The organism is Ruegeria arenilitoris, from assembly GCF_013035315.1.
Lineage (GTDB): Bacteria > Pseudomonadota > Alphaproteobacteria > Rhodobacterales > Rhodobacteraceae > Ruegeria > Ruegeria arenilitoris_D.
In genome coordinates, this window is sequence record NZ_WQHP01000001.1 from 57,373 (window position 1) to 73,225 (window position 15,853).

Genomic DNA, 15,853 nt, shown 5'->3' on the forward strand with positions numbered 1-15,853 from the left:
AACCGTCAGGCGTGCGGGTCGTAATCGCTCAAACGCTTGCCGGGTTCATCCGCAAAAACCTCGGGCAGGGGGGAAACGCTCTCGATCAGGTCGATCCGAAAGACGCGGAAGCCCTGACGCAGTTCGCACCATGCGGTCAGGGTCCACACGCGCCCCCAGTATTCCATGTGCAGGGGGCGTATCACTCGTTCGGTCAGAACTCCGTCAATTCGACGATAGGACAATCGCAGCTTTTGCCGCGATTTGATGGCGGCGCGGATCGGAGCCATATGCGCCAACCCACGTGCGGCATCCGCAAAGGGGTAAACAGCGAATTTCCAACTGTCGGCCTCTGCCACGACCTGCGTGGGCAGCACAGCGTCGATCTTATCGGCCAACGACTCGGCTGCGGCTTTGAGGTCTGGGTCGGCAGCTTCGGCGACGATGGCCATACCGAGATTCAGGGCCTCAAGCTCGGCCGGGGTCAGGTTTAGAGGGGGCAGGGTGATTTGCTCGCGCACCATGTAACCAACGCCGCGCTCGCCCTCGACCGGGACTCCCGAAGCGACCAGAGTGTCCATGTCGCGATAGATCGTGCGAACCGACACTTCGAGTCGGTCCGCGATGTCCTGCGCGCGATGAAGCTGACCGTCGCGCAGGATCTGGATGATATCGAACAGCCGATCAGTACGGCGCATTGGGTGTCCTGCGGGTCATGACGCCCCAATGGTCCAATGGATCGCGTCATGGCGCATGTTCACCGTGTCGGGCGCGATTGCGGCCATCACCGCAGGGGCGAAGTCCTGCTGGGGAAAGGCCGCCGCGGCGGCCTGGGCGCAGTCCATATCAGCCCATATGACCGTGTCGGTCCACTGTCCGTCCTCACCCGCGCTGAGACGGCGGAAGACAAAGCCCTCGGCATTCCGAACAAAGGATTCTGTGCGCTTCATAATGGTCACGAACTCCTCCTTGGTGACATCGGTTGCCAGTTTGAAGGTTACGGTTTCTGCGATTTGTGTCACGTGATGCTCCTGTTAGCTGAGACAGGTGCGTTCTACGCCCTTACAACTGACATAAACCTGTCAGTTGTGTTTTGCCAGCCCCCAAAATCCGCGTGATCTGTTCAAATTTGCTGCGAGAACCGGTGCTACACGCTTTTGCGTTGGTGCGCGCGGGCGTAAACACACTGGCAGATGACATTCACGGCGCGGGTGCGCCGACTTCAAAGGAGATAAGACATGCTCAACAATATCGGCCTTCCCGGTCTTCTGCTGATCGCCGTTGTGGTGCTGGTGCTGTTTGGCCGCGGTAAAATCAGCTCGTTGATGGGAGAAGTGGGCAAGGGCATCACCTCGTTCAAGAAGGGCGTCAAAGAAGGCGCGGACGAGCTGGAGCAGGACGCGGCCGAAGTGGCGAAAGACGTCACGCCTGAGACCGACAAAGACAAGGCCTAAGCGCAGATGTTTGATCTGGGCTGGACTGAGCTTCTGGTCATCGGCATCGTTGCCCTGATCGTTGTGGGGCCGAAGGATCTGCCGGTGCTGTTTCGAAATGTCGGCCGTTGGGTCGGCAAGGCCCGCGGCATGGCGCGCGAATTCAGCAGCGCCATGAACGAGGCAGCGGATCAGGCGGGCGTGAACGAGATCAAGCAAGGTCTGAATGCTGCGACCAATCCTGTGAACACCGCCATGGACGGCGTGAAGAAAGCCGCGCAGGAGATGGCCACAAGCATCGACCCGACCAAGTTCGATCCCGATAGCGAGACCGGCAAACTGGCGGCAGAACGTGCCGAGCAGGCCAAGAAGATTCAGGCCTCGACCGCCCGCGCAGCAGCCGAGCGCAAGGCCAAGGAAGCGGCGGATGCACTGGCCAAAGCCGAAGAGGCCGAGGCCGCGCTGAACACTGAAAGTAAAACATGACCAAGACCGACGAGATCGAAGACAGCTCAGCCCCGCTGATCGAGCATCTGGCGGAACTGCGCACGCGGCTCATACACTGTGTTGTGGCATTCTTGATCGGGATGATCATCTGCTTCACGGTGGCCACGCCGATCTTCAACTTTCTCACCAAACCCCTGTGTGATGTTCTGGCCGAACGCGGGCAGGATTGCGGGCTGATCTTCATCTCGCCGCAAGAGGGCTTCTTTGTCGCCATCAAGGTCTCGCTGCTGGGCGGCTTCATTCTGGCGTTCCCCTATATCGGGATGCAGATGTGGCGGTTCGTGGCACCGGGCCTTTACCGGTCTGAAAAGAACGCGTTCCTGCCGTTCATGGTGGCCTCGCCGTTCATGTTCCTGCTGGGTGCAAGCTTTGCATTCTATGTCGTGACGCCGCTGGCTTACGACTTTTTCCTGGGCTTCCAGCAATTCGGAGCTGAAGGAGAGGCTGTGACCGAGGGAACAGCCGCGGCGCCGCTGAGCGTTGTGTTTCAGGGGTCGGCGCAGGAGTATCTAAACCTGACGATCAAGTTCATCGTCGCCTTCGGCCTGTGTTTCCAGTTGCCCGTGTTGCTGACCCTGATGGGCAAGGCCGGGTTGGTCACCGCAGAAGCGCTGGGATCGGTCCGCAAGTATGCGGTCGTTGCGATCCTGGTGCTGGCCGCGCTGGTGACACCGCCAGACGTGATCACGCAGATCATCCTGTTTGTCGTGGTCTACGGCCTCTACGAAGTGTCGATCTTCCTGGTCGGCCGTGTTGAGAAAAAGCGTGAAGAGCAATTGCGCGCCGACGGTTACTACGACGATGAAGAAGAGGCGGATGAAGAGATCATTCGGGAAGAAGAGAGCAAGTAACCTTTGCATCCTTTGAACATCAGGCGCGCCCCAACGGGCGCGCCTTTTTCATGCCAAGCTCTTGTTGCGCCAGTCGGAACATGGTTTGAACCTCAAAACACCCGGAGGCACCCATGGACGACCTAGCCCTGAACCGTATCGCTGACGCGCTGGACCGTATGGCACCGGCCCCTCTGGCCGCGCCTGACTTCCGGGCTGCTCCGGCTTTCGTTTGGCACGTTGAACCTGACCGGCTGGAACCGGTCGCGCAGGTCAATCGCGTCGATCTGGACCTGTTGGTCGGCATCAATCGATCCCGCGATACTTTGTTGGACAACACGCGCCGCTTTGCCGCCGGGTACAAGGCCAACAACGCGCTTTTGTGGGGCGCACGCGGGATGGGCAAGTCCAGCCTCGTCAAAGCCGTCCACGGCACGTTGCAAGCTGACCACCCAGACCTGAAACTGGTTGAACTACAGCGCGAGGACATGGGCTCGGTCGCACGCCTGTTGAACCATCTGCGCGCAGCACCGCACCGGTTCATCCTGTTCTGCGATGACCTGTCATTCAGCCACGATGACCAGCATTACAAATCGCTTAAGGCGGTGCTGGACGGCGGTATCGAAGGCCGGCCCGAGAATGTTGTGTTCTACGCCACCTCAAATCGCCGCCACCTGATGCCGCGGGATATGATCGAAAACGAACGATCCAGCGCGATCAACCCGTCTGAAGCCGTCGAAGAAAAAGTGTCGCTGTCCGATCGGTTCGGCCTGTGGCTGGGCTTCCATCCCTGTGATCAGGACGAATATCTGGCCATGATCGACCGCTATTGCGCGGCCTATGGTGTTTCTGTCGACGCAGGTATTTTGCGAGCCGAAGCAATCGAATGGCAGGCCACACGCGGCGCGCGCTCAGGCCGAGTCGCCTGGCAATTCTTCGTCGATCTGGCTGGGCGCAACGGCGTTCATATCGCCTGATCCCAGCTTCATCTGGCTAAAAATACCTCCGCCGGAGGCTGGCCCGTCAGGGCCATCCCTTAAAGCAATGCCAGAATACGCGCGGCCTCATCAGCTGGGCTGGTCAAAGCGTCCCGATCCTCACCAGGGTGGAAACGCGCGCGCACGGCTGTGGGCATGGGAGCAGGTTCCACGATCGAGACGCGCGGGCCAGTGCGCTCGGTCTCCAGCGCCCAGCTGCGCGCCAGTGCCAGTTGCGCGGCCTTACTCGCACCATAGATGCCATAGAACTTCTCACCCGCCTTCGGGTCGTCGAAAAACACCGCATGGCCGCTTTCGCCCAACAGGGGGGCGACATAGGGGATCAGAACAGACGTAGCCGTCGCGTTGATATTCACGGCCTTTGTCCACTCTTTCGGATCAACGAAATGCGCAGGCGTTAGGGCCGAGGCATGGACCGCAGTATGCATCCACAGATCAACCTTGCCCCAGCGGTCATGAATTCCGCGACACAGAGTGGCCATGGCGTTCGGGTCCGCGATGTCCATGGGCGCGAGGGTCGCTGCGCCACCTTTGGCTTTGATACGGTCGTCCAGCTCTTCCAGCCCGCCGGTGGTACGGGCGACGGCGACGATGTGATATTCGGGCGCCAATGCTTCGGCCAGGGCAGCACCCAAACCGCGCGAGGCCCCGGTGATGAGGGCAATTTTGGTCTGATCGGTCATAGGGGCGGTTTGAACCCATGTGCGCAGGGCGTCAAGGCAGTTTAGCTGCCCGGGATTGCGATCCGCCGCGTCTGGCCGCTTTGTCGCAGCATGATGCCTTCTTCATCGATGGCGATCACAGTGCCGGAAGAGACCCGACTGCCGGGCTTAACCTCTTTGACCCGGCCAGATGACAGGCGCATGAGGGCCCGCATGTTGGCTTTGGGACCAAAGACCCCAAGGACTGAAACGGAATTCTTCTTCAACGCGCCCTTCTGCGTGGCCGCGCTTTTGACGGTGGCGTTCGACATGAAATCCGGCCCGACCAAAACGGTCCGGCCCCTTGTTTTATGAGTGGTTCGGCACTGGGGCTACCAAACCAAATCCCAGAACAAAAGGGGCGGCAGCAGCGGCTTGCTGCACGTTGAAAGTCGCGCTGTCGAACCCATTGCGATTGCGGTTCCTTCATCGAAAAGTTGTGCGCGGAAACCGACCGGTGCTTCGCATTTGATGCAAGAAAAAGACCCGCGTCGCAGGTGCGATGCGGGCCTGGAACCAAATCTGATTCGGTTCGGTGCCGTTAGCCAGACGCCAGTTTGGCCCCGTTCCACGACCCGCCCGGGACTTCCATATCCTGCCGCTTTTTGCTGACGCGGCTGCTGTTTTCCAGGCTGTCCAGATAGTCCTCGCTGACACTGCCTGTGATGTAGTTTCCATCAAAGCACGAGCAGTCAAAGGCCTCGATCTCGGGGTTGCCCTCTTTGGCCGACCAGATCAGGTCGTCGAGGTTTTGATAGAACAGAGCATCCGCGCCCAGTTCCTGCCGGATTTCTTCGATCTCTTTGCCATTGGCGATCAGTTCGTGCTTGGTGGGCATGTCGATGCCGTAAACGTTCGGAAACTTCACCGGGGGCGAGGCGCTGGCGATGAACACCTTCTTTGCTCCGGCTTCGCGGCACATCTGCACGATCTTTTTGATCGTGTTCCCACGCACGATCGAGTCGTCGATCAGCAGGACATTGTGATCTTTGAACTCCAGAGGTACCGCATTCAGCTTGCGGCGCACGGATTTCTGACGCTCTTCCTGTCCGGGCATGATGAACGTCCGACCGACATAGCGGTTCTTGACCAGACCCTCGCGGTAGGGAATGCCTGTCGCCTTTGCGACCTCAAGGGCGACGGGGCGGGCGCTGTCTGGGACCGGGATGATCCGGTCGATCTCAAGACCCGCAGCCTCGATCTGGCGAGCCAGAGTCTGACCCATGCGCATCTGCGTTTTGTAAACCGATACGCCATCCAGCAGCGAGTCCGGACGGGCTAGGTACACGTATTCGAAAATACAGGGCGTCAGCTGCCCTTCGACCGCCTGGAACGTGTGCATGTTGCCGTCAAGATCGATCAGGATCGCCTCACCGGGTTTCACATCGCGCAGCTTTTCAAAGCCGTTGATGCCAAAGGCCACATCTTCGGAAGCAAAGGCATAATCGTCACCTTCTCCATCTACATCGCGTTTGGCCACGGATAGAGGGCGGATGCCATATGGGTCACGGAAAGCCAGCATGCCGACACCTGCAACAAGACAGATTACCGAATACGCGCCCTGAACACGCTCCATGGTCATCTTTACTCCAGCAAAGATGTTGCGGATCGGTTCGGCATTGCCGTTCACCTTGATCGCATCGGCCACTTTGTCGGCCAGCACGTTCAACAGAATTTCCGAATCCGAAGTGGTACGCAGATGGCGGCTGTATTTTGCCGTGACTTTCTCGCGCTGCTCGGCCGTGTTCGTGATGTTGCCGTTATGGACCAGATAGATCCCATAGGGAGCGTTAACAAAGAACGGCTGCGCCTCGGCCGCGCTGAGCGATCCGGCGGTCGGGTAACGCACATGCCCCATGCCGACCTTGCCCAACAAGGTTTCAGCGTCCTGCGCGTTGAACACATCCTTGACCAGACCGTTGGCCTTTTTCTCGCGAAAGAACTCACCGTTGTAGGTGACGATCCCCGAGGCGTCCTGACCTCGGTGCTGCAGCATCAGCAGCCCGTCATAGAGCTCTGCAAAGACATCGTGCGTCCTGCTCGCAATCCCCAAAATGCCACACATATACGGGCTCCAATCTCTACGACGTGTTTATTGTGATGAGCTTTGCAGGTCGGGCTGGCTGAAACTCTGTACCTGTACGTAGTGTCGCCCGACCATCTGGCGGTGCAAGCGCGCCAGAGTCACTAGGACAAGCGCGAAAGAAAACAGATACAGCAAGATCGGCGGCTCCGATTCCATGTCAGTTCGGCACTCACATAATGCCTAACCGCGCCTGTGTCATCAAAGGATCACATTTGCAATTTGACGCATGCGTTTTTGGCGAATTTTCGTTTGAAAACGTGACATGAGCCATCCGCGTGTGATGTCATAACACAAGTTACGAATTTCGCGGTATCAACAACGGTTCGGGTGGGCTTATGCAATGTGGCAACACAAGCAAGGAACAAAGAAGGAAGAACCGGTAAAACGTCGGTGCCATAGGTGCAGGGGCATGGGCCGGGCGCCGTGCCCGATCTGCAATGGGGCAGGTGAGGTCATCAAAAGCCGCGACATTCACGGCAAGCCGATCACGGGCCGGTGTGACGGCTGTTTCGGTTTGAAAACGATCCGATGCACTGTGTGCGGAGGTGAAGGGTTCGTCTGATCGCGATCCGATCTGATGAAAAAAAGCCCGGCTGTTGCCGGGCTTTTTTCTTATTCGGTTGTTGTTGGCGCTGTCAGCTCTTCCGTCGGAGCAGAGCCTTCGGTGCAGCTTGCCACCAGTTCTTCGTACTGGCGCGTCACCCAACCCAGAGCTGCCTCTGGGTTTTGCTCTTCGATCCGGTCGCTGAACTGTTCGAACACCTTGGCCGAGCGGCTTTCGTCGACGATCGTGTAGGACTGACCCGTCATCACCGTGTCGTAGACAAAAAACGCGATCGCCACCAACAGGATACCGCGTGCGATGCCGAAGAAAAAGCCCAGAGCCTGATCCAGACCGCCCAAGGCCGAGCGCTGAACCAGCGACGAAAACAGGGGGGTAAAGATGCTGACGATAATCAAGGCTACTGCGAAAACGGCAGCAAAGCCTGTGATGACCGACAATTCGCAACTGTCGCGCAGGAAATCTCCGACCACCGGGATCTCTTTCACCAGTGGAACCGCCTGCGGTGCGAAGATGAAGGCCAGCACAGCGGCCGCAACCCAGCCCGCGATAGCCAGAACTTCTCGTAAGAAACCGCGTGAGTAGGCCAGGATGCCCGACACGACGATGATCAGGGCAACGACCCCGTCAATAATTGTAAAACCTTCCATGGCCCTCGCCTGTTCTTTTTCTGCCCCTCAAGGCGCGACTTTAACCTGCTCCGAAGGTTTCGCCAACAAACCCAACCAAATCAGAGGGTCGGGTGAGTGTCAGACCTGCCACAGTACCGGTTTTGCCGCCCGCCGGAGCGATTGCCGATGTGAAACCAAGTTTTTGGGCTTCTTTCAACCTGTTTTCGGTCTGGGGGGCAGGTCTAAGTGCCCCAGATAACGAGATTTCTCCGAAAACTACGGTGTCTGCGGGCAAGGCAGTGTCTTCTCGTGCGCTAAGTAACGCAGCGGCAACTGCGAGGTCTGCGGCGGGTTCGCCGATTTTCAGTCCCCCGGCGACGTTTAGATAGACGTCGAGGCCTGCAAAAGGGATGCCGCAGCGCGCCTCGAGGACGGCGAGGATCATGGCCAGCCGCCCGCTATCCCAACCCACAACGGTCCGGCGGGGTTGTGAATGGGGCGACGGAGCGACGAGGGCCTGTAACTCCACCAATACAGGTCTTGTGCCTTCTATCCCTGCAAAAACGGCTGATCCGGGGCTTGGCGTACCGCGCTCGGACAGAAACAGGGCTGAGGGGTTGGTGACTTGCGCCAGACCCTTGCCGGTCATCTCGAACACGCCGATTTCGTCCGCCGGGCCGAAACGGTTCTTTACGGCGCGCAGGATACGGAACTGGTGGCCGCGCTCGCCTTCGAAATAGAGAACGGTATCGACCATATGTTCGACCACGCGTGGGCCGGCGATCTGACCTTCTTTGGTAACGTGGCCGACCATAATGACCGAGACGCCGTGTCGTTTCGCAAACGTGGTCAATTCATGCGCTGCGGCCCGTACTTGTGACACCGAACCCGGCGCGCTGTCGACATTGTCGGCCCACATGGTCTGAATCGAGTCGATAATGGCGAGGCCCGGTTTTTCGGCCTCAAGCGTCGTCAGAATATCGCGCAGGTTGGTTTCTGCTGCGAGTTGCACCGGCGCGTCCTCAAGCCCTAGGCGACGTGCGCGCATGCGGACCTGCGCGCTGGCCTCTTCGCCAGAGACGTAGACCGTTTTCACGCCAGCGCGCGCAAACCGCGCTGCGGCCTGCAACAGCAGCGTCGATTTGCCGATCCCCGGATCTCCTCCGACCAGCAGGGCCGAGGCAGGAACCAGACCGCCACCCAAAACGCGGTCCAATTCCTCGACCCCGCACAGAGTGCGAGGCGGGGGTGTTTCCTCGGTCGACAGGTCCGTGAGTGCGATGGACTGGCCACGTTTGCCGCCGAGGGATTTTTTCGCGGGGCCAGCCGAAAGGGGCACGTCTTGCGTGATGGTGTTCCATTCACCGCAGGCATCACATCGCCCAGACCACCGGGTATGTGTTGCGCCACAGGCCGAGCAGGAGAAAGTCGTCTTTGCCATGGCGCAATTCGTGCCCGAGGACGGGCGGTTCTTCAAGCCCTTGCCGGACTTTCATCTCCGCCGGTGGCGCGTCGCGTCCTCAGGCCCGGCGGGCCATCGTCGGCGACGGGCGCTGACGCGCCTATTCTGCAGCGCGGGGCGGGGACATTGCGACCACACGCGACTTCTTTGGATCGCGCTCGTCAGCAAGCGGCTGCAATTGCGCCGACAGCTCCGGCAGCAGTTCGAACAACTCGTCCCGCAGACGGGTCAGTTGCGATTTCGCGATGGTTTCCTCCATCTCGATATCCTGGGTCCACTGGCGTAGCTCGTGCTGGATGACTTGTGCCTCTTCGATGCGTTGCTGGAACAGCTCGATCTCTTCCTGCCGCTGTTGCAGGAACATGCGGGCGCGGTTCAAACGCGCATCGCCATAGGTCTCGGCCAGCTCGTGGCTCAGATGACTCATCTGCGCCGCCAGTTCGAGGATCTCGGGTTCCAGCGATTGCAGGTCAGGGTGATGGCGCAGAAAGGCCATCCGCTCTTTGACTGCGTCGAATTCAGAGGACAGCAGAAACGTGTCGCCGCGATCGGCCGCGTGGGCCAGTTGATAGGCCTGCGCGACGTCGTGCATGTTCAGCGAGAACTTACGGTGTGACGTTTCAAGGGCCATCATCCGGGCATTTGCGGGCAAGTAGAAGGCCAGCATGAGAATCAGTACGGTCAAACCGATCTGAATGTACATGCCCGCATCGACGACAGGACCAGAGCCGAATCCGGCTTGCATGGAAAGCCAGGGAAGAACCCCCAAAGCGGACAAAAGACACGCGCCAATCGAAAAAAGTGCTGCGGTGCAAATTAGGAAAAAAGTCAGTCTTAAAAAGGCATTCTGAAATTGCAATGTAATGTTGTGGAGGGCAGTCATGATAGACGAACTCCTTTGATAACCGGTACAAACCAGCCCAAAGCGGGGAACATCTAAAACACACAGAATGATCCGCTTAGGACCGAAACTACAAATTTTTACTGCTCGAAATATAAAGATGATACTCAGATGAGTGTTTTCAATCAATTAGTTCTGAGTATTTCGTGATCTGCGTGTCATTTCCGTAATGTGGCCCAACGCGATTGAGGCCAGAATACAGCCCGTGAACAGGTACAATCCCCATGCCGTTTCGATGGTGGCGTAAGAGATTCCCTTGGCCAGTGTGATGTAAAGCGCGATGAGGAAAATGTCGGCCATGGCCAGTTTTCCAAGGACGTTCAGCGCGGGTTGAACGCGGGCATCCAGCAGGTCCCACTGGATCAGCGCGGTGCCGATGGTTTTGATGTACGGGGCGAAGAGGGCGAAGACCGTGACCACCAGTGCGAGGAAGATGTCCGACTTCCAGAGCGACTGGAGACCGGTCACGACGCTGATCTCGCTGAGGCCGAAGATCGGCAGTAACCCTGCGCGCATCAGCGGTGCGAACCACGCGATGGGGTATAGGATCAGGAGCGAGAGGGTGGCGAGGCGGAGGGTCATAGGCAATCAAATTACCTCGTTCAGCGAACTAGGTTTAGCACAACAACGCAAATGACAAAAATCCACGTTAAAGCCAAAGAAGAAAATGAGAGCGATCTTACGCTTTTTGTTGCTCCGTTGGTCAGGCCGATCAGGCCTATTGAAAGCAGTATTGGACCAACGCACGTCATACCCATCACTATACCCATCACTAGAAATGCAACGCCAAAAATTCCAGGCCCGTCTATCGTTTCAACTGCAGAAAGCATGACTGCAAAAAGCCAAACAATGACGCCGATGACAGCCAGCAGATACGCTGCAATCAAACGATGTTGATTTGTGACAAGAGCGATGGCGCTTGCCAGTGTTGCCAATGAGAGAGCGATAGCTGGTATGAAGAAAACGAGTTCCTCCACGCGCGGTATGCCTCGTGTTGGCGTCACCGCACCGCCTCAATCGGCCCTTCTGCACTCCCACTGATGAACTGCTCGACATAAGGATCGCCCGAGGCGTCCATCTGCCCAACCGGACCGGTCCACTGGATGACGCCTCCGTGCAGCATGGCCACGTTGTCGGCAATCGCGCGGACCGAGCTCATGTCGTGGGTGATGGTCATGGCGGTCGCGCCCATCTCGGTCACGATCTCGCGGATCAGGTCGTTGATGACGCCGGACATGATGGGGTCCAAGCCAGTGGTGGGTTCGTCGAAAAAGATGATCTCGGGCTCGGCAGCGATGGCGCGGGCAAGGCCCACGCGTTTTTGCATGCCACCGGACAGCTCGGACGGAAAGCGGTCGGCCACGTCGGATTTCAGACCCACGCGCCGCAGCTTCTCAATCGCGATCTCGCGCGCGTATTCGGCGGGGCGTTTCAAAGGGCCACGCAGCAAGCGGAACGAGACGTTCTGCCAGACGGGTAGAGAGTCGAACAGCGCCGCGCCCTGAAACAGCATCCCGAAACGGGCCAGAAAGGCATCGCGATCGCCTTTGGTGGCGTCTTTGCCGTCGACATAGATCATGCCGCTGTCGGGCTTGATCAGGCCCAGAATGCACTTCAAAGCCACGGATTTCCCAGTGCCGGAGCCGCCGATGATGACCATCGAGGTGCCCTTGGGGATCTCAAGGCTCATGCCCTGCAGAACCTGATTGTCGCCAAAGGCCTTATGCACGTTCTCCATTCTGATCATACCGAGAAGAACACCCCTGTAAGAATGAAGTTGGCGGCCAGGATCATGATCGCGGCGGATTCGACCGAGGACTTGGTGGCCCGGCCCACGCCCTGTGCGCCGCGACCCGAGTTCATGCCGTAGTAGCAGCCCATGATCGCCGCAATCAGGCCGAAGGCTGCGCCTTTGACCAAAGACGATACGATGTCTTTTGTCTCAAGGAAATTGACGGTGTTTTGCAGGTATGTCGCCGCGTTAAAACCCAGATTTTCGGTTGCAACCACGTAACCTCCGGCGATGCCGATGATGTCTCCGATCCCCACCAGCATAGGGACGGTTATAAGGGCCGCCAGAACCCGCGGAACGGTCAGGTATTTCATCGGGTGGGTCGACAGGGTGACCAGCGCGTCGATCTGCTCGGTCACTTTCATGGTGGCAATCTCAGCAGCGATGGACGAGGTCACCCGCGCGGCAATCATCAGGCCAACCAGCACCGGCCCAAGTTCGCGCACCATGCCGATGGCGACGATCTGGGGTACCACGGCCTCGGCATTGAAACGCGCGCCACCTGCGTAAATCTGGAGCGCCAAAGCGCCACCGGTGAAGATGGCGGTCAGGCCCACGACCGGCAGAGACAGCCAGCCCACATTCATCAGGGCCACGAAAAATTCGCGCGGATAGAACGGCGGGCGAAAGATGTGTGAGATCGCGTCCGCCGCAAAAATCCCGACCTTGCCAAATGTTGCAAGCAGGGACAGGACAGCGCGGCCCAGCCCACCCAGCGCGGCCAAAGGGTTCATTCCACGTAACCTCGGGAATAGCGTGCGCCCAAAGAGGTTAGGATCTCATATCCGATTGTACCTGCTGCTTCGGCCAGATCGTCGACCGTTTGATGGCCGTTCAGAATGCGCAGCCGTTCGGGGTCTTCGGGCAGGTCGGTTACGTCGACCGTGATCAGGTCCATCGAGATGCGTCCGACCACGGGACAGGGCTTGCCGCCCGCAAAGGCGTCGATGCCACCGCCAATGGCGCGGTGCAGGCCGTCGGCGTAACCGGCAGCGACAGTTGCGATGCGCGACGGGCGGCGGGCGGTCCAGCTGTTGCCATACCCGACCGACTCGCCCACTTCGACCGGGCGAACCTGAACAACCGGCAAATCGGCCGTCACGACGGGCTTGGCCTCGGCAAATGGCATGCCGCCATACAGGCCGACGCCGGGTCGGCAAAAGTCAAAGTGGAATTCAGGCCCAAGCAGCGTACCGCCTGTGGCGGCCAGTGACCGGGGCGCATTGGTGCCATCGGTCATCTCACGAAAAGTCTTCAGCTGCTGGCGATTCATCGGATGATCGGGTTCGTCCGAGCAGGCGAGGTGAGACATCATGACCACGGGGGCCAGCGCCTCGGCCTTTGGGCGCAGTTCGGCCCAATCGGCGGGCTCAAGCCCCAGTCGGTTCATGCCGCTGTCCAACTGGATCCCAAAAGGGTGATCGGGCAGGGCTTGCTGGTGGCGCAGGAATTGTTCCGGCGAGTTGATCAGCGGCGTCAGGTCATGATCGCGCAACAGATCGGTGTCACCTTCCATATGGCCCGAGAATACGGCGATCATCGGACCAGGGCCGATGGCCTTGCGCACGGCCACGCCTTCTTCGGCGACAGCGACAAAGAATTTGCGAACGCCTTCTTCAGCCAGCGTCGCGGACACCGGTTCGGCCCCAAGCCCGTAGGCATCGGCCTTGACCACGGCGCCGGTCTCGACTTCGGTTTTTGCGTCGAGCGCTCGCCAGTTGCTGGCCAGCGCCTGAAGATTGATCGTCAAACGTGCGGTACTCATGGAACCGTTCATGACATTGGATCGCGGCAGGTCAAGAGGGGAAGCGACGATTATTGCAAACTTCGGCGCGAACATGGGCAAGTTCCGGCCTGTCTTGCAAGGCATTGGCGAAAAAGAGGTTGTGTCCACCCGCCCGAGTATCAAAGTTGTATTTTGACAGTTGCAGGACGGGTAGGGCGAACGATGAAACTTAGCGCAGAAATTTCGCAGTGGTCCGACGCGCTGCCAAAGCTGTTCCAGCAAGCGTTTTCGGACTCGGAAGGCGAAGATGAGGGCAAGGTGATCGGGGCGTTGGTGTCCGATCTGCTATCAAACACGCCGCAGGATGACCTGCGTGCCGCGATTGCCCATGATGGACCTAAGGTATTGGGATGCATCCTGTTTTCCAGTCTGCGCTTTGAACGGGATACGCGTCAGGTTTTTCTGATGTCGCCGGTCGCGGTGCGCACGGATCATCAGAAATCAGGGATTGGGCAGAGACTAATCGGGTTTGGTCTGGACGGGCTGCGCAACGCAAATGTCGACTATGTCGTGACCTACGGCGATCCGGCCTATTACGGCAAATCCGGGTTCCTGCCGATCTCTGAGGATTTTGCTCCGTCCCCGATGCCGCTGAGCCACCCGCATGGGTGGCTGGGTCAAGCCCTGACAGAGGCCGGAGCGGCGCCTTTCAAGGGGCCGTCCCATTGTGTCGAAGCCTTCAACAAACCGGAGCTTTGGTAGAGGTTAGTAGCCTTCGATCTCGCCACCCTGCTGCCAGGGTTTGACCAAGTTACCGAAGCGGGTGAACTGCGCCTCGAACGACAGCTCAACCGTGCCGATGGGACCGTGACGCTGCTTGCCGACGATAACTTCGGCCTTGCCGTGCAGCCGTTCCATGGCCTGCTTCCACTCTTCCATCTTTTCCAGCTCGTGATCGCCGGGCTTTTCGCGTTCCTTATAGTATTCCTCACGGAACACGAACATCACCACGTCGGCGTCCTGTTCGATCGAGCCTGATTCCCGAAGGTCAGAAAGTTGCGGGCGCTTGTCGTCTCGGCTTTCGACCTGACGAGAGAGCTGGGACAACGCTATGACAGGAATATTCAGTTCCTTGGCAATGGCTTTCATGCCCATCGAAATCTCGGCGATTTCGTTCACGCGGTTGTCGGCCATGCCCCGGCAAAGCTGCAGGTAGTCGATGACCAGCAGGTCCAGCCCGTGCGTCCGTTTCAACCGGCGCGCCCGCGCGGCCAGCTGCGAGATCGGCAGGGCCGGGGTGTCGTCAATGAACAGCGGGCAGGCTTCCAGTTCTTTGGCTGCATCCACGAAACGGCGGAACTCGGCCTCGGTCATGTCGCCTTGGCGGATCTTGTGCGATGAAATTTCCGATGCTTCTGCCAGGACACGTCCTGCAAGTTGCTCGGCGCTCATTTCGAGCGAGAAGAACCCGACCACGCCGCCATCGATTGCGCCTTCGCTGCCATCAGGCTTCAGTCCGCGTTTATAGGCCTTTGCTACGTTGAACGCCACGTTGGTCGCCAGCGAGGTTTTCCCCATCGACGGACGACCGGCAAGGATGATCAGGTCGGACGGGTGCAGACCGCCAAGCTGTTTGTCCAAGTCGGCCAGACCGGTGGAAATCCCCGCCATGCCACCACCACGCTGGTACGCTTCGTTGGTGACGTTGACGGCTTCTGTGACCGCCTTGAGGAAGGATTGAAATCCCTGTTCGGTCTGGCCCTGCTCGGATAACTGGTAAAGCTGTTGCTCGGCCTCGACGATTTGTTCTTTGGGCTCGCTTGATACATCAACCCGCGCCGCCTTGTCCGAGATGTCACGACCCAACCGGATCAGCTCGCGACGGATGGCGAGGTCATAAATCATCTGGGCGTAATCATGCACCGCGAAGGCACTGATCGAGGCGCCGGCCAATTTGACCAGATAAGCCGGGCCACCCAGTTCCTTCAGGCCCTCATCCTCGGCCATAAAGGATTTCAGCGTCACGGGCGAGGCAAGCGCATTCTTGGCGATGCGATTGGCCGCGACCTCATAGATGCGGGCATGGACCGGGTCATAGAAATGTTCCGCCCCGATGATCGAGGCGACCCGGTCATACAGGTCATTATTGGTCAGGATCGCACCCAGAAGCTGCTGTTCAGCTTCAATGGAATGCGGCATGGTTTCGGCGTTCTGAATCTGCGCCGCTGCCTGCTCGATGCTGCTAATCTCGTTCATATTGTCCCC

The 15,853-nt window shown here is 58.8% G+C and carries 20 protein-coding genes; 6 read left to right on the forward strand and 14 right to left on the reverse strand.

Annotation, left to right across the window (positions count from 1 at the left end):
• Positions 1-5: 5 nt before the first annotated feature.
• Positions 6-677, reverse strand: a complete 672-nt coding sequence (locus GOV53_RS00290) for a helix-turn-helix transcriptional regulator (RefSeq protein ID WP_170463368.1) — start codon at positions 675-677, stop codon at positions 6-8.
• 15 nt (positions 678-692) lie between these two features.
• The gene (locus GOV53_RS00295) at positions 693-1,001 is read right to left on the reverse strand and encodes a hypothetical protein (RefSeq protein WP_170424384.1); all 309 of its coding nucleotides are present in this window, start codon (positions 999-1,001) and stop codon (positions 693-695) included.
• A 216-nt stretch (positions 1,002-1,217) separates the two neighbouring features.
• Between GOV53_RS00295 and GOV53_RS00300 the strand changes: the two genes are divergently transcribed.
• The 4 genes from GOV53_RS00300 (at position 1,218) to GOV53_RS00315 (ending at position 3,726) form a co-directional block, all read left to right on the forward strand.
• The gene (locus GOV53_RS00300) at positions 1,218-1,433 is read left to right on the forward strand and encodes a twin-arginine translocase TatA/TatE family subunit (protein WP_170348913.1); all 216 of its coding nucleotides are present in this window, start codon (positions 1,218-1,220) and stop codon (positions 1,431-1,433) included.
• 6 nt (positions 1,434-1,439) lie between these two features.
• Positions 1,440-1,898, forward strand: coding sequence for a Sec-independent protein translocase protein TatB (gene tatB / locus GOV53_RS00305; RefSeq protein WP_170424386.1), 459 nt, complete (start codon positions 1,440-1,442; stop codon positions 1,896-1,898).
• Complete coding sequence (gene tatC / locus GOV53_RS00310) at positions 1,895-2,770, forward strand: twin-arginine translocase subunit TatC (RefSeq protein WP_170463370.1); 876 nt, start codon at positions 1,895-1,897, stop codon at positions 2,768-2,770. Before tatB ends, tatC begins: the two co-directional genes overlap by 4 nt.
• Positions 2,771-2,883: 113 nt before the next feature.
• Positions 2,884-3,726, forward strand: a complete 843-nt coding sequence (locus GOV53_RS00315; protein WP_170463372.1) for an ATP-binding protein — start codon at positions 2,884-2,886, stop codon at positions 3,724-3,726.
• A 59-nt stretch (positions 3,727-3,785) separates the two neighbouring features.
• Here GOV53_RS00315 and GOV53_RS00320 read toward each other — a convergent pair whose 3' ends face one another.
• From GOV53_RS00320 to alr, 11 genes are all read right to left on the reverse strand, one after another.
• Entirely contained in the window at positions 3,786-4,430 is a 645-nt protein-coding gene (locus GOV53_RS00320; protein ID WP_170463374.1) for an SDR family NAD(P)-dependent oxidoreductase, read from the reverse strand.
• Positions 4,431-4,471: 41 nt separating this feature from the next.
• Entirely contained in the window at positions 4,472-4,720 is a 249-nt protein-coding gene (locus GOV53_RS00325; RefSeq protein ID WP_170424394.1) for a hypothetical protein, read from the reverse strand.
• Between the two features lie 269 nt (positions 4,721-4,989).
• Positions 4,990-6,513: an amidophosphoribosyltransferase gene (gene purF / locus GOV53_RS00330; RefSeq protein ID WP_170463376.1), complete on the reverse strand. Its 1,524-nt coding sequence runs from the start codon at positions 6,511-6,513 to the stop codon at positions 4,990-4,992.
• Positions 6,514-7,146: 633 nt separating this feature from the next.
• Positions 7,147-7,746 (reverse strand): CvpA family protein, encoded by a 600-nt coding sequence (locus GOV53_RS00335; RefSeq protein WP_170463378.1) that lies wholly within the window; start codon positions 7,744-7,746, stop codon positions 7,147-7,149.
• Between the two features lie 40 nt (positions 7,747-7,786).
• Positions 7,787-9,148, reverse strand: a complete 1,362-nt coding sequence (radA, locus tag GOV53_RS00340; protein WP_170424400.1) for a DNA repair protein RadA — start codon at positions 9,146-9,148, stop codon at positions 7,787-7,789.
• Positions 9,149-9,269: 121 nt separating this feature from the next.
• Complete coding sequence (locus GOV53_RS00345; protein WP_254439141.1) at positions 9,270-9,914, reverse strand: DNA repair protein; 645 nt, start codon at positions 9,912-9,914, stop codon at positions 9,270-9,272.
• Between the two features lie 285 nt (positions 9,915-10,199).
• Positions 10,200-10,652 carry a paraquat-inducible protein A gene (locus GOV53_RS00350; protein ID WP_170463382.1) on the reverse strand — a complete coding sequence of 151 codons (453 nt, stop codon included), beginning with the start codon at positions 10,650-10,652 and terminating at the stop codon, positions 10,200-10,202.
• 20 nt (positions 10,653-10,672) lie between these two features.
• On the reverse strand, positions 10,673-11,047 hold the full coding sequence (locus tag GOV53_RS00355) for a hypothetical protein (RefSeq protein WP_170463384.1): 375 nt from the start codon (positions 11,045-11,047) through the stop codon (positions 10,673-10,675).
• Positions 11,048-11,070: 23 nt separating this feature from the next.
• Positions 11,071-11,817 carry an ABC transporter ATP-binding protein gene (locus GOV53_RS00360; RefSeq protein ID WP_170463386.1) on the reverse strand — a complete coding sequence of 249 codons (747 nt, stop codon included), beginning with the start codon at positions 11,815-11,817 and terminating at the stop codon, positions 11,071-11,073.
• Entirely contained in the window at positions 11,814-12,596 is a 783-nt protein-coding gene (locus GOV53_RS00365; RefSeq protein WP_170424411.1) for an MlaE family ABC transporter permease, read from the reverse strand. Before GOV53_RS00365 ends, GOV53_RS00360 begins: the two co-directional genes overlap by 4 nt.
• Complete coding sequence (gene alr, locus GOV53_RS00370; RefSeq protein WP_170463388.1) at positions 12,593-13,627, reverse strand: alanine racemase; 1,035 nt, start codon at positions 13,625-13,627, stop codon at positions 12,593-12,595. Before alr ends, GOV53_RS00365 begins: the two co-directional genes overlap by 4 nt.
• A 10-nt stretch (positions 13,628-13,637) precedes the next feature.
• Between alr and GOV53_RS00375 the strand changes: the two genes are divergently transcribed.
• The gene (locus GOV53_RS00375; protein ID WP_170424415.1) at positions 13,638-13,784 is read left to right on the forward strand and encodes a hypothetical protein; all 147 of its coding nucleotides are present in this window, start codon (positions 13,638-13,640) and stop codon (positions 13,782-13,784) included.
• Positions 13,785-13,810: 26 nt separating this feature from the next.
• Positions 13,811-14,350 carry a GNAT family N-acetyltransferase gene (locus GOV53_RS00380; protein ID WP_170463390.1) on the forward strand — a complete coding sequence of 180 codons (540 nt, stop codon included), beginning with the start codon at positions 13,811-13,813 and terminating at the stop codon, positions 14,348-14,350.
• A gap of 3 nt (positions 14,351-14,353) precedes the next feature.
• Here the strand turns inward: GOV53_RS00380 and GOV53_RS00385 are convergent, their stop codons facing one another.
• A complete protein-coding gene (locus tag GOV53_RS00385; RefSeq protein WP_170463392.1) occupies positions 14,354-15,844 on the reverse strand; it encodes a replicative DNA helicase in 1,491 nt (496 codons plus the stop codon).
• Between the last annotated feature and the right edge of the window lie 9 nt (positions 15,845-15,853).

What these genes read in the sequence shown, in the direction of transcription:
- GOV53_RS00335 (WP_170463378.1), bottom strand. Translation starts at nt 7,746, where the DNA reads ATGGAAGGTTTTACAATTATTGACGGGGTCGTTGCCCTGATCATCGTC.
- GOV53_RS00380 (WP_170463390.1), top strand. Translation starts at nt 13,811, where the DNA reads ATGAAACTTAGCGCAGAAATTTCGCAGTGGTCCGACGCGCTGCCAAAG.
- GOV53_RS00350 (WP_170463382.1), bottom strand. Translation starts at nt 10,652, where the DNA reads ATGACCCTCCGCCTCGCCACCCTCTCGCTCCTGATCCTATACCCCATC.
- tatB (WP_170424386.1), top strand. Translation starts at nt 1,440, where the DNA reads ATGTTTGATCTGGGCTGGACTGAGCTTCTGGTCATCGGCATCGTTGCC.
- purF (WP_170463376.1), bottom strand. Translation starts at nt 6,513, where the DNA reads ATGTGTGGCATTTTGGGGATTGCGAGCAGGACGCACGATGTCTTTGCA.
- GOV53_RS00360 (WP_170463386.1), bottom strand. Translation starts at nt 11,817, where the DNA reads ATGATCAGAATGGAGAACGTGCATAAGGCCTTTGGCGACAATCAGGTT.
- GOV53_RS00365 (WP_170424411.1), bottom strand. Translation starts at nt 12,596, where the DNA reads ATGAACCCTTTGGCCGCGCTGGGTGGGCTGGGCCGCGCTGTCCTGTCC.
- tatC (WP_170463370.1), top strand. Translation starts at nt 1,895, where the DNA reads ATGACCAAGACCGACGAGATCGAAGACAGCTCAGCCCCGCTGATCGAG.
- GOV53_RS00385 (WP_170463392.1), bottom strand. Translation starts at nt 15,844, where the DNA reads ATGAACGAGATTAGCAGCATCGAGCAGGCAGCGGCGCAGATTCAGAAC.
- GOV53_RS00315 (WP_170463372.1), top strand. Translation starts at nt 2,884, where the DNA reads ATGGACGACCTAGCCCTGAACCGTATCGCTGACGCGCTGGACCGTATG.
- GOV53_RS00320 (WP_170463374.1), bottom strand. Translation starts at nt 4,430, where the DNA reads ATGACCGATCAGACCAAAATTGCCCTCATCACCGGGGCCTCGCGCGGT.
- GOV53_RS00325 (WP_170424394.1), bottom strand. Translation starts at nt 4,720, where the DNA reads ATGTCGAACGCCACCGTCAAAAGCGCGGCCACGCAGAAGGGCGCGTTG.
- GOV53_RS00300 (WP_170348913.1), top strand. Translation starts at nt 1,218, where the DNA reads ATGCTCAACAATATCGGCCTTCCCGGTCTTCTGCTGATCGCCGTTGTG.
- alr (WP_170463388.1), bottom strand. Translation starts at nt 13,627, where the DNA reads ATGAGTACCGCACGTTTGACGATCAATCTTCAGGCGCTGGCCAGCAAC.
- GOV53_RS00290 (WP_170463368.1), bottom strand. Translation starts at nt 677, where the DNA reads ATGCGCCGTACTGATCGGCTGTTCGATATCATCCAGATCCTGCGCGAC.
- radA (WP_170424400.1), bottom strand. Translation starts at nt 9,148, where the DNA reads ATGGCAAAGACGACTTTCTCCTGCTCGGCCTGTGGCGCAACACATACC.
- GOV53_RS00345 (WP_254439141.1), bottom strand. Translation starts at nt 9,914, where the DNA reads ATGCAAGCCGGATTCGGCTCTGGTCCTGTCGTCGATGCGGGCATGTAC.
- GOV53_RS00375 (WP_170424415.1), top strand. Translation starts at nt 13,638, where the DNA reads ATGACATTGGATCGCGGCAGGTCAAGAGGGGAAGCGACGATTATTGCA.